Consider the following 15,218-nt stretch of genomic DNA (forward strand, 5'->3'; position numbering starts at 1 on the left):
GCGGAGGTCACCAGTTGGCGGGCAGTCCTGGCGTCGTGGCGGGCAGCACGTGGCCCGGCGGGTGGATGACGTACGCGATGCCGCCGCTGCTGGAGCTGCGCAGCCAGACGTTCTCGAAGTCGGCACGCGGATAGACGTGCCGCACGGCGTCGTTGGTCGGCGACGCCGGGTCGTTGGCGATCACGTCGCCGGTCGCCGTGAAGCCGATGATCACCATGAGGTGGCCGTTGGTGCCGTACCCGGCGCCCGGCAGCTCGCCCTTCTTGAACGACTGCGAGGTGATGACCGGGATGCCCGCCTTGATCAGCTGCTCCAGCTCGGTGAGCGAGCGCAGCCTGGTGACGAACCCGTCCATGCCGTAGCGGCCCGCGTAGGCGGTGTTGAACGGCCAGTTGCCGGCGCCCTGGTAGGCGTGGTCGTAGGTGTAGCGGGCCGCGTAGTCGACCTCCGGGTTCGGATCGGACGGGTCGACCCACGCGGTGTCCTGCGCGCTCGGCCACTTGCCCCAGTAGCCCAGCACCATCGTGGTGGAGGTCGGGCTGCACCACGCCTCGCCGCCGCCGTCCCATTCGGGATAGTGGCCCTGATGGATGTTCTGGGAGCGTCGCGGCACGTCCAGCTCGACGCCCCAGGCGCCGCCGCCGGGGCTGACCGGCACGGTCTTGCGGTCCGGCACGTCGGAGACCATGGCGCCGGCCGTACGCACCCGCGGCGTCACCGGCGAGCCCGGCGTGCGGTAGAGCGTGATGCGCAGCTGGTAGGCGGTGATCTGCTTGCCGGCCGCCGCGACGAGCGTGTCCACGGCGACCGTCGCGTCCGCGTCGCCCTGGCCGGGCACCGAGGTGCGGCGGATGTCGCCCTCGGCGTACGCCCAGCGGCCCAGCGAATACCACTTCGTCAGCCCTTCGGCGTTCCTGGCCCGGGTCTCGACCTGCAACCAGCTGCCCGGCGGCAGGTCCGCGGTCCAGGAGGCGACCAGCTCGGTCGCGGGGAACCCGATGGCCTGCTCGGGGCCGGTCCAGCGGGCGTACTCCCAGGTCTTGGAGCCCAGCGCGTCGGTATAGGTGATGGTGCCGGCGGCCGAGCCGAACGACAGGCCGTCGCCGGCCGTCGTGCCCTCCGCCGTGCCGGTCGTGAAGTCGGCCCGCTGGAAGAGGACGTCCGCGGGCACGGCCGGGGCCGGTTTCGCGCTCGCGGCAGGGGACAGGGTCGTGATCACAAGGAGGGACGACAGGATCACGGTCAGCGCACGCATGTACCCACCTTCTCGGAAGGGCGCTCGATGGGCCGAGAGTAGGCACAGCGGGCATGGCGGACATCGGGAAATCTACGTATCGCCGCATTGCCGGCGCGGCCCGACGGCACACCATGCGGCTTCTCAGGGTTGGATCGCTGGTGGGATGGTGACGATGCTCGAAAGATGAAATGACCGCGAGATGATGAGATATGCGGAAATACGTGATCATGGGTGTGCAGGGAAGCGGCAAGGGCACGCAGAGCAAGCTGCTCGCGGGCGACCTCGACCTGGTGCACATCAGCGTCGGCGACATCTTCCGCTGGCACGTCAAGACCCACACCAAGCTCGGCGCCCAGGTCCGCCGCCTGGTCGCGGCGGGGGAACTGGTGGGGGACGACCTGGTGGAGGACGTCGTCAGGGACCGGCTCCAACTGCACGACTGGAACTTCGGATTCGTCATCGACGGCTTCCCGCGCAACCGGCGGCAGGCCGAATTCTTCCTGGAGAGCTACGACATCGACGGGGTGATCCACCTCGACCTGCCGGACGACGAGGTACGGCGGCGCGTCCTGGCCCGGCGGCTGTGCTCGCGATGCGGCATGGACTACAACCTGATCGCGCACCGGCCGGAGGCCGAGGGGCGCTGCGACGTGTGCGGCGGGGAACTGGTCACGCGGGAGGACGACGCCCCGGACGCGCTGGCCAGGCGGCTGCGCGACTACCACAGCAAGATCGATCCGGTGATCGAGCTGTTCCGGCGCAAGGAATATGTGATGACGATCGACGCGCGGGCCGACAAGGTCACCGTCCAGCAGACCATCCGCGCCCGCTTCAACCTTCCGCCCTACGACCCGGCGTGGACCGGCGAACCGGCACAATTGCCCGGCTGACCTGTCCTCCCCTTTGCCGGCCTGTCCACGCACTTCCACGAGGCGCCGGAGCCCGGCATCGCGGCGGCCGTCGCTTCAGCCGGTGGCCTGCCCTCGCGGGCAGGTTCTCGTCCTCTTCGTCAGCCGGAAAGTCTAGGAATTCCTGCCGAATCTCATGACGAGGAAAACGGGGAATTTCGCGGCGTCCGGGCGCTTGGCCGCCCATTCCGAGGCCGGCTCGGGCTCGGCCATTTCCTCCAGCCACAGGCCGTGCCGGCGGAAGGTGTTGACGTAGGTGGAGAGTGTGCGGTGGTTGGCGCCGACCTGGCGCCGCAGGGACGAGAGCTCGCCGTCGGCGCGCCACCACTCCTCCGTGAAGTAGCCCGCGTCCCCGGGCCACGAGCCGGAGACGTCCCGGCCGCCGGGGAAGCACGGGTGCAGGATCGAGCACACGAAGACGCCCCCGGGCCGCAGGGCGCGGGCGGCCGTGGCCACCGCGCCGTCGAGGTCGTCGATGTCGGAGAGGCCGAAGCTGCAGACGACGGCATCGAACGGGCCGGAAACGTCAGGGATGTCCGGGGCCGTCACGTCGGCGTGGTGGTAGCTGATGCCGAGCGGCGCCTCGCGTTCGGCGTCGCGGGCCTTTTCGATCAGGGCCGACGAGATGTCCACACCCACCACGTGGGCGCCACGGCGGGCGAGCGCGCGGCAGACGCGGCCGTGACCGCAGGCGACCTCCAGGACCCGGCGGCCGGCGATCGGCTCCAGCAGGGCGAGCAGGCGCACGGAGGCGGGATCGTCGACGGCGTCCGTCCAGCCGGCCGCGTAGAAGTCGGCGACGTCGTCATAGCGGGCGGTACCTGACATGATCCCGACACTACGCACCCCAGTACGCCATGGCGGCGCTGTTCGTCGAGCGCGGAACCGCCCCCGGTGGCAAAGAGTCCCCCATGAGGGTGCCAGGTTCCGGTGTGATCGCCCCTGTGCGCGGGCCGCGCGAGAGGAGGATCACCCCCGGGGGTCCGAGCAGGTACGGCACGCTCACGCGGGGGGACGAAATGCGCAGGCCGGGGATCACGGCGGTCGTCGCGCTCGCGGCGCTGGGCGGCGGCGGCTGGAGCGGCCCGCCCGCGGAAGGCGTTCCCCTGCCCGGCGGCGGCCCCGAGCTGCGCATCACCAAGACGGTCACCCCGGACCCCCTGATCATCGGCGGCGAGTCCGTCTACGCGGTGACCGTCACGAACACCGGCGACCAGGACGCCGAGAACGTGACGATCATCGACGCCGTCGACCCCGGCACGGCTCCCGGCCCGCTCCCCAGAGGCTGCTCACTCGCCGGCCTGATCATCACCTGCGGGGGAGCGGGCCTGACGATCCCGGCCGGGCAGAGCGTGGCCTACGAGCTCCCCGTCATGATCGACCCGTCGCTCCCCGACGGCACGGACATCACCACCCGCGCCCGCGTCACGGCCCCGCACGCGCCCGGCGACACGATCCAGCTGACCAGCCGGACGCGGACGATGGCCGACGTGGAGGTCGTCACGACCGGCCCGCCCACCGTGAGCGAGGGGGCCGGCATCACGTACACGGTGACCGTCACCAACAACGGCCCCTCCCCGGCCGTGGACGTCACCGTGCAGGACCTCGCCGACGGCGACCGGACCACGCTCACCGGCCGCCCCGCCGCGTGCGGCGGCGACCCGCTCACGACCTGCCGGCTCGGCGTTCTGGGTCCGCGCGAGAGCAGGACGCTCTCCTTCGCCGCCGCCCCCGGCGTCACCGGCCCGATCGAGAGCTGCGCCAGCGTCCACACCGCCAGTCGCGAGGTGAACACCGCGAACAACCGCTCCTGTGCGTCCACCGCCGTAGAGCCGGTCCGGCCGACCCGGACCCCGGCTCCGCCTCCTGTCCGCACGCGCTCGGCCGAACTCGCCGAAGAACCCGTTCCCACCCCCGTGCGGGCCCCCGGCACCGAGCCCAGGCCCGGCGGCGGCGAGCCACGCGCCGCCGGCGCCTCCAGCCAAGGCGAAAAGCTCGGCCCGGACGCGCCCAGCCCGACCCCGGCGGGAGGCGGCGCGCCGGTGGCCCCGAAGCCCGCCGGCCAGACGCTCCCCATGACCGGCGTGTCCCTGTGGCTGATCGGCCTCGGCGCCCCTGTGCTGCTCGCTGTCGGCCTGCTCGTCCGCTTCTTCTCCCGCCGCGACCAGTCGGACAGAACCCCCTGACGAGGTCACGTGGCACCGCGCGCCAGCGCCTCCCGCGTCCACGACCCGAGCACCAGCAACGTCTTCGTGCCCGTCACGTCCCCGGCCCGGCGCAACCGGTCGATGACCTGCTGCAGATGCCCGAGATCCCGCACCCGTACGTGGATCAGCGCGTCCGGATCGCCGGCGATCGTGAACACCGCCTGCACCTCCGCCACTTCCGTCGCGGTGCGGACGATCTCGCTGACCGGCGTCGTCCCGGGATAGCGCAGCTCGGTGAACGCCTCGATGCCCCATCCGAGCTTGGCGTAGTCGATCTGGACCGTGAACCCCTTGATCACGCCGATCTCCCTGAGCCGGTCCACCCGCCGCTTGACCGCCGCCACCGACAGCCCGACCAGCTCGGCCATCTCCGAGAACGTCCTGCGCCCGTCCTCCCGCAGCAGCCGCAGCACGTGGTGATCGATCTCGTCCACGTCAGGCACGCCAGACACCTCCCTCAGGCGCAAAGAACATCAGTCATCAAGCCACAGTCCTCATATTGTTTGCGTCTTCGGCGTACTTTCTCATCTAATACTTGCGCATATCCTGCCCGCGTTGCTGTGCTGGGAATCACACCACGTACGAAGCCAGGAGGAGGTACGGGTGAGCGCGACTCCCGCCCCCGTGTCGCTCGACGACAAGTACACAGCGTCCGACGGCCGGGTGCTCATCTCGGGCATCCAGGCCCTGGTCCGCCTGACGCTGGAGCAGCGCCGCCTGGACCGGGAGCGGGGGCTGGACACGCGGGTGTTCGTCTCCGGCTACCAGGGCTCCCCGCTGGGCGGCGTCGACCTGGAGATGGGACGGGCGGCGCGGCTCCTGGACGAGGCGGGCGTGGTGTTCCAGCCCGGGCTGAACGAGGAGCTCGCGGCCACGTCGGTGGCCGGCACCCAGCTCCTCGGCCAGGTGCCGGGCCGCCGCCACGACGGCGTGACCGGTTTCTGGTACGGCAAGAACCCCGGCCTGGACCGGGCCGCCGACGCGATCAGGCACGCCAACGTGGCCGGCACCGCGCCGCTCGGCGGCGCCGTGGCCTGGATCGGAGACGACCCCGGCTGCAAGTCCTCGACCCTGCCCAGCTCGTGCGAGCCGATGTGCCAGAGCCTGTCCCTGCCGCTGCTGGCGCCCGGCTCGGTCGGGGAGATCATCGAGTTCGGGCTGCACGCGGTGGCCATGTCCCGCGCCACCGGCCTGTGGACCGGACTGAAGATCGTCGCGGACATCGCCGACGCCTCCGCCACCCTGGACCTCGGCCTCCTGCGCGCCGGCATCCCCGTCCCCGGACGCCGTCCCGTCAAGGCGCCCCCCATCCTGCTGGGCGCGGCCGCGCTCGACGCCGAGCACGACATGCTCACCCGCCGGCTCGACCTGGCCCGCGAGTACGCCCGCACGCACGGCCTCAACCGCGTCATGTCCGGATCGGGCAACACCGCTCTGGGCATCGTGGCCTCCGGCACCACGTACGCGGTGGTCCTGCGGGCGCTGGCCGACCTCGGCCTCGACGAGGCCGCCATGGACGACCTGGGACTGCGGCTGATCAGGCTGGCCATGCCGTTCCCGCTGGCCGCCGCCGACCTGGCCGCCATGACCGCCGGCCTCGACCGGGTGCTGGTCGTCGAGGACAAGGTGCCGTTCCTGGAAGGGCAGGTCAAGCAGGCGCTGTACGGCCGCGAGCGGATGCCGGCCGTGGTCGGCAGGGAGCTGCTGACCGCGCGCGGCACGCTCGGCGCCGAGGACGTGGCCAAGGCCGTCGCCACCTGCGTCGGCCGGGACCGGCTCCCGCGCGAGACCGTCACGGTGACCAGGCGCCGCTCGCTGCCGATCGTGGCCGCCCGCACCCCGTATTTCTGCTCGGGCTGCCCGCACAACACCTCCACCCGCACCGCCGACGACACGCTGGTCGGCGTCGGCATCGGCTGCCACGCGATGATCGCGCTGGACGGGCACGGGCGCGGCACCCAGGTCGGCATCACCCAGATGGGCGGCGAGGGCGCCCAGTGGATCGGGCTGACGCCGTTCACCGACGACCGGCATTTCGTGCAGAACCTCGGCGACGGCACCTTCCACCACTCCGGCTCCTTGGCCATCAGAGCCGCCGTCGCCGCCGGGGTGACGATGACGTACAAGCTGCTCTACAACGACGCCGTCGCCATGACGGGCGGCCAGCGCGCCGAGGGCCGCCTCGACGTTCCCTCGCTCACGCACGAGCTGGCCACGGAGGGCGTACGGCGCATCGTGATCACGACGCCGGAGCCGGAGACGTACCGGGGCGTGCGGCTGGCCCCGATCGCCTCCGTACGGCACCGCGACGACCTGGCCGCGGCAGAGAAGGAGCTGGCCGCGCTCGACGGCGTCACCGTGCTGATCCACGACGACCGGTGCGCGGCCGAGGAACGGCGGCTGCGCAAACGCGGCAAGTTGCCGACCCCGGTCGAGAAAGTCGTGGTGAACGAGCGGGTCTGTGAGGGCTGCGGCGACTGCGGCGACGTCTCGACGTGCCTGTCCGTGCAGCCGGTCGAGACCGAGTACGGCCGCAAGACCCGCATCCACCAGGCCTCCTGCAACTCGGACCTGAGCTGCCTCAAGGGCGACTGCCCGTCGTTCCTGCTGGTCGAGCCGGGCACCAAGACCGTAAGGAAAGTGACGTCCCCGCCCGTGGAGCCGCCGGAGCCCGCCGCGAGGCCGGAGGAGGTGCTGATCAGGATGCCCGGCATCGGCGGCACCGGCGTCGTCACCGTCTCGCAGATCCTCCAGATGGCCGCCCACCTCGACGGGCTGCACGCGGCCGGTCTCGAGCAGACGGGGCTGGCGCAGAAGGGCGGGCCCGTGGTCAGCGATGTGAGGATCTCGCCGCACCCGGTCGAGGGCTCCGTACGCGCCTCGCAGGGCCGCGCCGACGTGCTGATCGGATTCGACGTGCTGGGCGCGGCCTCCGACGCCAACCTGGCCGTGGCCTCGCCCGAGCACACCGTGGCCGTGCTGAACACCGCCGTCGTGCCCACCGCCGCCATGGTGACCGGCCGCGTGCCCGTGCCCGGGCACGCCGCCGCGGTCGCCCGCGTGGAGTCCGCCACCAGGAGCGTCACGTGCCTGGACGCCCACGAACTGGCCGAGGCGCTGTTCGGCGACCACATGCCGGCCAACCTGCTGCTCGTCGGCGCCGCCTACCAGCACGGCCTGCTGCCGGTGTCCGCCGCGGCCGTCGAGCGGGCGATCACTCTCAACCGGGCCGCCGTCGAGCAGAACCTCGCCGCCTTCCGGTGGGGCCGCGCCGTCGTGGCCGACCCCGACGCCGTGCGCAGGGCCGCCCTGGGGGTCGCCGAAGAGCCGGCCGAGAAGCTGGACGAGGTCTTGGCCGTCCGCGTGGCCGACCTGACCGGCTACCAGAACGCGACCTACGCCCGCACGTACGAGGAGGACGTGCGGCAGGTCATGGAGTCGGCGGTCGAGCGCGCGGGCGAGGAGACCGGCACGGAGATCGCCCTCGCCTACGCCCGCGGTCTGCACAAGCTCATGGCGTACAAGGACGAGTACGAGGTCGCCCGCCTCCACCTGGACCCCGCCGAGCAGGCCAGGCGGGAGCGCGAGTTCGGCGCGGACGCGGTCGTCACGGTGCTGCTGCACCCGCCGGTGCTGCGCGCCATGGGCATGAAGCGCAAGATCAAGCTGCGCCGCTCGGCTCCGGTGCTGTTCCGCGGGCTGCGGGCCGCCCGGGTGCTGCGCGGGACCGCGTTCGACGTGTTCGGCCGGGCCCGCGTGCGCCGCGTCGAGCGGGAGCTGGTCGGCGAGTACCGCGATCTCGTGCGCGCCGCGCTGGCCAGGCTCACCCCGGCGACCGCCGACGCCGTCGCGAAGATCGCGGGCCTGCCCGAGCTGATCCGGGGGTACGAGGACATCAAGCTCGCCCGCGTCGCCGAGTTCCGCGAGCGCGCCAGGACCATGCTGGAGGGACTGTGACCGTCGACCGCCTGCTGCCGGACCAGGACGCCGAGGACCTCATCGAGCTGACCCGCGAGATCGCGGACAAGGAGCTCGCGCGGCGGGTCGACGAGCACGAGCGCGCCGAGACGTACCCTTCGGGACTGTTCGGGGTGCTGGGGGACGCGGGACTGCTCGGGTTGCCGTACCCGGAGGAGTACGGGGGCGGCGGGCAGCCGTACGAGGTGTACCTGCAGGTCATCGAGGAGCTGGCGATGCGGTGGGCGGCCGTCGCCGTCGCGACCAGCGTGCACACCCTGGCCTGCTTCCCCGTTTTCGCCTACGGCACGGAGGAGCAGCGGGCGCGGTGGCTGCCCGGCATGCTGGCCGGGCGCCTGATCGGCGGCTACAGCCTGTCGGAGCCGCAGGCCGGCTCTGACGCCGGGGCCCTGACGTGCAAGGCCGAGCGGGTCGCGGACGGTTACCGGATCAGCGGCAGCAAGGCGTGGATCACGCATGGCGGCATCGCCGACTTCTACGCCCTGTTCGCCCGTACGGGGGAGGGCTCCCGGGGCATTTCGTGCTTCCTCGCGCCGGGCGCGGCCGATGGGCTGTCGTTCGGGCGGCCGGAGGAGAAGATGGGCCTGCACGCCGTCCCGACGACCAGCGCCCACTGGGACGGCGCCGTCCTTGAGGCCGACCGGCTGATCGGCTCGGAAGGCCAAGGGCTCCAGATCGCGTTCAGCGCGCTCGACTCCGGCCGCCTGGGCATCGCCGCCTGCGCGACGGGCCTGGCCCAGGCCGCGCTGGACGAGGCGGTGGCGTACGCCAAGGAGCGGAAGACGTTCGGCAAGCGGATCATCGACCATCAGGGGCTCGGGTTCCTGCTGGCGGACATGGCCGCGGGGGTGGACAGTGCGCGCGCCACGTACCTGGACGCGGCCCGCCGCCGCGACGCCGGGTTGCCGTACAGCCGGCAGGCGAGTGTCGCCAAGCTGGTGGCGACGGATGCGGCGATGAAGGTGACGACGGACGCGGTGCAGGTGTTGGGCGGGTACGGGTACACGCGGGAGTTCCGGGTGGAGCGGTACATGCGCGAGGCCAAGATCATGCAGATCTTCGAGGGCACCAACCAGATCCAGCGCCTGGTCATCAGCCGTCACCTCGCCGGCCAGCAGGTTCGCTGAAAATGTCGGATCTTCGTGCTTGTGGAGATCGATCAGCGCCCTGTTTCTTCGCTGTTCCTTCAGCGTGAGTGCGCGGACTCGGAAGAAGATCCATTGAACTGCCGCCTCCGATTGCGGGGCCGTGGCCGAGCGCATCGCCAAACACGCCGACCCGGTCCACCGCGCCGCCGCCCGCGTTGCCGGCACGATCGCCTACCGCTCCCAAGCCGACCCGATGCAGGTATTGGGCTGCTCGGCCATGTCCCGGATCGTACCACGCCGTAAGACGAGACGTTCCGTCTTGACATTACTGCGAGGCGAGACGTACCGTCTTTCCTCGTAGCAACGGACCCGAGCAAGAGGAGGTGGAGCCCATGACCCGGGTGTGGTTCATCACGGGCGCGTCACGAGGACTGGGCCGGGCGTTCGCCGAGGCGGCGCTGCAAGCGGGCGACCGGGTGGTCGCGGCCGCCCGCAACGTCGAGCCGCTCGCCGACCTCGCCCGGAAATATCCCGACGACCTGGTACCGCTGCCGCTCGACGTCACCGACCGCGCGGCCGTGTTCGAGGGCGTGGAGCGGGCGGTCGCGGCCTTCGGCAGGCTCGACATCGTGGTCAACAACGCCGGCGTCATGCTCCTGGGCATGCTGGAGGAGGCCACGGAGGAGCAGATCCGGGCCCACTTCGACGTCAACCTGTTCGGCGCGATCTGGGTCACCCAGGCCGTGCTGCCGCACCTGCGCGCCCAGGGCGGCGGGCGGATTCTGCAGGTCACGACGATGGGCACCGGCGGCGGCTTCCCGATGGTCGGCCTGTACGCGGCCGGCAAGTCGGCGCTCGACTCGGTCTCCGAGGCCGTGGCCATGGAGGCCGAGCAGTTCGGCATCAAGCTCACCATCGTCCAGATGGGCGGCTACGACACCGGCCTGTTCACCACGGGCACCACGATGACCACGCCCGAACCGCACTACCAGGAGCTGCGCGACAAGCTGATCGAGATGTGGGGCGATGAGGCCGGCCCCTCCCCCGACACCGCCGCCCCTGTGATCATGGAGCTGGCCGGCCTGCCGGAGCCGCCCCGGCGTCTCATCGTCGGCGCCGCGTCCTACGACATGGTTCAGCAGGACCTTCAGGACCGGGTGGCGAAGTACCGCGCCTGGGAGCACCTCAGCCGCAAGGCGCCCGGATGACCTGCACGCAGGACGAACAGCGTGGCGGCCAGGGGCGCGCCGCCGTGACCCCGAGGACATCGTGCACACCGCCCGCAGCGTGTCCAGGCCTGGCCCGAGAAAACGGGATCAAGGACCGCGACCTGATGAGCGGCGGCCGCTGGATCGGTTGACGCGCTCCCCGGGCTGAAGGAAGCCTCAGCTCAGGGCATGCGGTTGGGCACGGGGCCATGCGGGCGCAGCCGCTGTGGATGCGGTCGAGCAGGTACGGGTCACCGCTGGCGAGGACACCGCCCCCGAGCCCGATGTCGACGGGAACGTCCAGGAGGTCCAGCCGGCGCAGCGCCGCCGACGCCGGCAGCACCACCTCCAGCCCAGCCGGGTGCCTGCTGAGGAGCCGGCGCCGGTGTATTCCACCGAGGAGTCCGGACGGGCTCGGGACTTCCCAGAGGGCCGCACCTGGGCACTTGGAGGTCAGATCCCGATCACGCAGTTGTTGGGCAAGGGCTCTCCGTAAGAGCGATCGGAAGACGCGCCCGAGTCTCACTCGAGGGGCAGCGGGCGGCGTGGCACGGGCGCGGTGTGGATGAGCGACGTGGTCGTGTGACCGTACGGGGTGAACAGGTCGAGGATCGGTTCGAGCTCGTCGACCGCGCGCAGGTGCATCGTGAAGTAGAAGCAGTCGTCGCCGGTCATTCTGTAGCACTCGACGATCTGGGGAACCTCCTGGGCGATCTTGGAGATGCGGTGCAGCTCCCGGATCGCCGGACGGATCCGAACCATCACCGTGACCGGAAAGCCCAGAGCCCGCGGGTCGACCTCGGCGCGATAGCCGATGATCACCCCCGCCTCCTCCAGCCGCTGCACCCGATCGGCCACCGCGGGAGCCGACAGACCGACCCGGCGGCCCAGCTCGGCGAAGCTAACTCTGGCGTCGACCTGCAGCTCGGCCACAATACGAAGGTCAAGGGCGTCCATTCCCTTGGATTCGTATGCCCGCTCGGGTCTGATCCTTCGATTCGCCATTCTCCTAAATTACGGGTTGGCCGACGATGGAGGTCATGCCGCCCACCGGCCCTCGCGCCGTCCTGTCCGCGGCGCCTCCATGGACCTACTTCATCGGGAGCGCCGTCTTCCACTACCTCGGCCCGGCTTTCGCCGTGCTCCTGTTCACCAAGCTCGCCCCGCTCGGGGTCGCGGCGCTGAGGATCTGGAGCGCCGCACTCGTTTTCGCGCTCTGGCGCCGACCCTGGCGGGCTCTCGCCGGGCTCGACGCCGGGGAGCGTCGTACGATCATCGCCTGGGGCGCGGCGCTCGCGGCCATGAACGTCTGTTTCTACCTGGCGATCGCACGCGTGCCCCTGGGCACCGTCGCCGCGATCGAGTTCCTGCCGGTCATCGTGCTGGCCGCGCTCGGTGCCCGTACCGTGCGTAATCTCGCGGCACTCGTGGCAGCCGTCTGCGGTGTCTACGTGCTGACCGGCATCCGGCTGACAGGGGAGCCGCTGGGGTTGGTCTTCGCCTTCGCCAACGCGGTGCTGTTCGCCGCCTACATCGTGCTGGCCCACCGTACGGCTCGGCGTCTGCGCGGCGTCAGCGGCATCGACGGGCTGGCCGCCGCCATGCTCGTCGCCTGCGTGTTCGTCGCGCCGGTGGGTGTTTGGCAGGCCGCTCCCGCGATGATCGACCCGGTCGCGCTCGCCGCCGGGATCGGGGTGGGGATCTGTTCGTCGGTGATCCCGTACGTGTGCGATCAACTCGCCATGGCACGCATGGCCCGCTCCACGTACGCGTTGCTGGTGGCGCTGCTTCCGGCCACGGCAATGGTGATCGGCGTCCTGGTGCTCCGGCAACTCCCCTCACTGCCTGAGCTCGCCGGAGTCGGGCTCGTGGTGCTCTCGGTCGCGCTCCACCGCGAGCCTCGGACTCCTCCAGCTGAGGAGAAAGCCACATTCTCACAGGAAGGTAAGACGGAATGCGATACGTGAAGCTGGGCTCGTCGGGGCTGAAGGTCTCCCGGATATGCCTGGGCATGATGAGTTACGGCGACCCCGGTTCCTGGGCGTGGATGCTGCGCGAGGACGCGGCCGAGCCGATCGTGCGGCGCGCGGTCGAGGCCGGTGTGACGTTCTTCGACACCGCTGACATGTACTCGGACGGCGCCAGCGAGGAGATCACCGGGCGACTGCTCGCCAAGCTCTTCGCACGCCGCGACGACTACGTTCTCGCCACGAAGGTCTACTTCCCGACGGGACCGGGCCCGAACGACCGGGGGCTGTCGCGCAAACACGTGCTGGCCGCCATCGACGCCTCGCTGACCAGGCTCGGAACCGACTATGTCGATCTGTACCAGATCCACCGCTGGGACCACGAGACGCCGATCGAGGAGACCATGGAGGCCCTCCACGATGTGGTACGGGCCGGCAAGGCGCGTTACATCGGGGCCTCCAGCATGTACGCCTGGCAGTTCGCCAAAGCCCAGCACACTGCTCAGGCGGCCGGCTGGACGAGGTTCGTGGCAATGCAAAACCACTACAACCTTGTGTATCGGGAGGAGGAGCGAGAGATGATCCCGCTCTGCCTGGACCAGGGGGTGGGCGTCATCCCGTGGAGCCCGCTGGCGCGTGGACTGCTCACTGGGAGCCGCCGGCGCGACGGCCGGCGGCACACCATCCGATCAGGCAGCGACCCGCTGGCCGACAGCATGTACGAGGGCGCGGACTTCGAGGTCGTCGACGTGGTGCGTGCGGTCGCTGACGAACGAGGCCTGCCTCCGGCGCAGCTCGCGCTCGCGTGGCTGCTCGGGAGGCCTGGCGTGAGCGCGCCGATCGTCGGGGCGAGCAAGGTGGGTCATCTGGACGACGCGATCGCGGCGGTGGATGTGTCCCTGAGCGGAGAGGAGGCGGCCCGTCTGGAGGCCCCATACCGGCCACACCAGATCATCGGGCACTCCTGAGGCATCTGCATTGAGGAGCCTGTCGTCCATCTCCAGACGTTCACCAGGTAACCACCGCGTCGCCCGCCGGGAGACTCCTTGTCTTTGTCGTCTTCACCGCTGCTGGACCAGATCACCACCCGCCTGGTCGCACTGACCGGACACGCCGACCGGCTGCGCGCCGGCCGGTTGATCCCCTTCCGGCACGAGGCCACCGACGTTGACCGGTCCCGACCGGCAGCACCCTCAAACATGGCTGACTCGCACCCCCTGGCCAGGGGCGACGCCGTACGGCCACCGGCATGCCGGCACGCGGCGCGCCCCGGCAGGGGCATGGCGGTGTGTGAGAACAACCGGAAACCTCGCCGAGGACGCGCCGGCTCTGTCTTCCAGTGCCGACTGCCGCTGTCCACGCACACCATGACATTCGTCGCCGACCTGCTGTGGGCCTACTCAGCGGGGTCGGCAGACCCTTCCCGCGGCCTTCGGGAACCAGCGGTCGGCCAGCAGGACGACCCCGTCCCGCATCGGCACCTTCAGATCGTCGGTCACTCACCAGATCCCGGGCGAGCGGCGGGGGAAGATGTTGCAGGCGCTCGACGACGCGACTGGTCAGGTTCATCGGGTACGGCCTCCATGGCTGTGAGCATTGAGCAACGCCGCCGCGATGCGCTGCAGGCGAGCCGTCATCTCGTCGGGGTCGAGGGGGTCCTCGGCATGGATCAGCCAGTCGTTGACGACTGCTCCCACGCCGGCCGCCAGGACAAGTCCCACGTCGTCCAGCGTCTGTTGTTCCAGCTCGCCGTACAGCTCCCGTACGGCCGGTTTGCTGAGCGAGCCGATGAGGCTGTTCAGCTTCGAGGTCATGGCGTACGCGCACGACCCGGTCAGCATCGACGGCGTACCCCAGAGGGGGTTCCGCCGGCCCGCGAAGCCGCCGCCGCGCCTTGTCCGAAGTCACGTGCGCCTACCGAGAATCCGACCGAGACCATAGAGGCCACCCCATAACCGGCAACCGCGATCTTCGTCCTGACTTCCTGTGGGGGACCATGCGGCTCCAGCTCTGGTCGTCGCGGACCGCTGCTTGTAGCTTCAAGCAGTGCGTATTGTGGTCGAATGACGGATGTCCAGTGGCTGACCCAGCGCGAGCAGCAGGTGTGGCGACGTTTCGTGGGGGTGCTCACCTGCCTGCCCGGGGAGCTCGACGGTCAATTGCAGCGCGACTGCGACCTGACCCACTTCGGCTATGGGGTCATGGTCGCACTGTCGGAGAAACCGCAGCGGGCGATGCGCATGAGTGAGTTGGCGGCCATCGCCAACGGTTCGCAGTCGCGGCTGTCGCATGTTGTCGCCAGGCTCGAGCGGGAGGGATGGGTCCGCAGGGAGCGCGCCGTGGATGACGGCCGCGGATACGTGGCGGTGCTCACCGACGCGGGGTACGACAAACTCGTCGCGAGCGCCCCCGGCCATGTGGCGGCGGTGCGGTCCATGGTCTTCGACGTGCTCACCCCGGAGCAACTCGGCCAGCTCGAGGAGATCTGCTCCGCCATCCTCAAGAAGATCATGTGTGGCCGGGGGGACCTGGCGTAAGCGCGCCCTACGGCCAACGTGGTTCTTGACGCTTCAAATAAACGTGGTTACCTTTAGCTATATTCTTGAAGGCTCAAGTACATTGAGC

General features: G+C 70.5%; 14 protein-coding genes. 9 read left to right on the forward strand and 5 right to left on the reverse strand.

Features of this window, described 5'->3' with window-relative positions; translation table 11 throughout:
- Positions 1-7: 7 nt before the first annotated feature.
- Positions 8-1,255, reverse strand: coding sequence for a C39 family peptidase (locus ACIBX3_RS13955; protein WP_397116663.1), 1,248 nt, complete (start codon positions 1,253-1,255; stop codon positions 8-10).
- 191 nt (positions 1,256-1,446) lie between these two features.
- On the opposite strand from ACIBX3_RS13955, the gene ACIBX3_RS13960 reads away from it, so the two are divergent.
- Complete coding sequence (locus ACIBX3_RS13960; protein WP_397116665.1) at positions 1,447-2,127, forward strand: adenylate kinase family protein; 681 nt, start codon at positions 1,447-1,449, stop codon at positions 2,125-2,127.
- 132 nt (positions 2,128-2,259) lie between these two features.
- Here ACIBX3_RS13960 and ACIBX3_RS13965 read toward each other — a convergent pair whose 3' ends face one another.
- Positions 2,260-2,973, reverse strand: coding sequence for a class I SAM-dependent methyltransferase (locus ACIBX3_RS13965; protein WP_397116666.1), 714 nt, complete (start codon positions 2,971-2,973; stop codon positions 2,260-2,262).
- Between the two features lie 83 nt (positions 2,974-3,056).
- Here ACIBX3_RS13965 and ACIBX3_RS13970 point away from each other — a divergent pair, with 83 nt between their 5' ends.
- On the forward strand, positions 3,057-4,331 hold the full coding sequence (locus ACIBX3_RS13970; RefSeq protein ID WP_397116668.1) for a hypothetical protein: 1,275 nt from the start codon (positions 3,057-3,059) through the stop codon (positions 4,329-4,331).
- Positions 4,332-4,336: 5 nt separating this feature from the next.
- Here ACIBX3_RS13970 and ACIBX3_RS13975 read toward each other — a convergent pair whose 3' ends face one another.
- A complete protein-coding gene (locus ACIBX3_RS13975; RefSeq protein ID WP_397116670.1) occupies positions 4,337-4,795 on the reverse strand; it encodes an Lrp/AsnC family transcriptional regulator in 459 nt (152 codons plus the stop codon).
- Between the two features lie 160 nt (positions 4,796-4,955).
- On the opposite strand from ACIBX3_RS13975, the gene ACIBX3_RS13980 reads away from it, so the two are divergent.
- The 4 genes from ACIBX3_RS13980 (at position 4,956) to ACIBX3_RS13995 (ending at position 11,122) form a co-directional block, all read left to right on the forward strand.
- Positions 4,956-8,309, forward strand: a complete 3,354-nt coding sequence (locus ACIBX3_RS13980; RefSeq protein WP_397116672.1) for an indolepyruvate ferredoxin oxidoreductase family protein — start codon at positions 4,956-4,958, stop codon at positions 8,307-8,309.
- Positions 8,306-9,457: an acyl-CoA dehydrogenase family protein gene (locus ACIBX3_RS13985; protein ID WP_397116673.1), complete on the forward strand. Its 1,152-nt coding sequence runs from the start codon at positions 8,306-8,308 to the stop codon at positions 9,455-9,457. Before ACIBX3_RS13980 ends, ACIBX3_RS13985 begins: the two co-directional genes overlap by 4 nt.
- 353 nt (positions 9,458-9,810) lie before the next feature.
- Positions 9,811-10,626 carry an SDR family NAD(P)-dependent oxidoreductase gene (locus ACIBX3_RS13990; protein ID WP_397116675.1) on the forward strand — a complete coding sequence of 272 codons (816 nt, stop codon included), beginning with the start codon at positions 9,811-9,813 and terminating at the stop codon, positions 10,624-10,626.
- Between the two features lie 226 nt (positions 10,627-10,852).
- A complete protein-coding gene (locus ACIBX3_RS13995; RefSeq protein WP_397116677.1) occupies positions 10,853-11,122 on the forward strand; it encodes a hypothetical protein in 270 nt (89 codons plus the stop codon).
- Positions 11,123-11,148: 26 nt separating this feature from the next.
- Here the strand turns inward: ACIBX3_RS13995 and ACIBX3_RS14000 are convergent, their stop codons facing one another.
- A complete protein-coding gene (locus ACIBX3_RS14000; protein WP_397116679.1) occupies positions 11,149-11,559 on the reverse strand; it encodes an Lrp/AsnC family transcriptional regulator in 411 nt (136 codons plus the stop codon).
- Positions 11,560-11,666: 107 nt separating this feature from the next.
- On the opposite strand from ACIBX3_RS14000, the gene ACIBX3_RS14005 reads away from it, so the two are divergent.
- Both ACIBX3_RS14005 and ACIBX3_RS14010 read left to right on the forward strand, forming a co-directional pair.
- Entirely contained in the window at positions 11,667-12,593 is a 927-nt protein-coding gene (locus ACIBX3_RS14005) for an EamA family transporter (RefSeq protein WP_397116680.1), read from the forward strand.
- Entirely contained in the window at positions 12,581-13,561 is a 981-nt protein-coding gene (locus ACIBX3_RS14010; RefSeq protein ID WP_397116682.1) for an aldo/keto reductase, read from the forward strand. Before ACIBX3_RS14005 ends, ACIBX3_RS14010 begins: the two co-directional genes overlap by 13 nt.
- 597 nt (positions 13,562-14,158) lie before the next feature.
- On the opposite strand, the gene ACIBX3_RS14015 is transcribed toward ACIBX3_RS14010, so the two are convergent.
- Positions 14,159-14,434, reverse strand: coding sequence for a hypothetical protein (locus tag ACIBX3_RS14015; protein ID WP_397116684.1), 276 nt, complete (start codon positions 14,432-14,434; stop codon positions 14,159-14,161).
- A 222-nt stretch (positions 14,435-14,656) separates the two neighbouring features.
- Between ACIBX3_RS14015 and ACIBX3_RS14020 the strand changes: the two genes are divergently transcribed.
- The gene (locus ACIBX3_RS14020) at positions 14,657-15,130 is read left to right on the forward strand and encodes a MarR family winged helix-turn-helix transcriptional regulator (RefSeq protein WP_397116686.1); all 474 of its coding nucleotides are present in this window, start codon (positions 14,657-14,659) and stop codon (positions 15,128-15,130) included.
- Positions 15,131-15,218 lie beyond the last annotated feature (88 nt).

The organism is Nonomuraea sp. NPDC049480, assembly GCF_044465905.1.
Taxonomy (GTDB): Bacteria; Actinomycetota; Actinomycetes; order Streptosporangiales; family Streptosporangiaceae; genus Nonomuraea.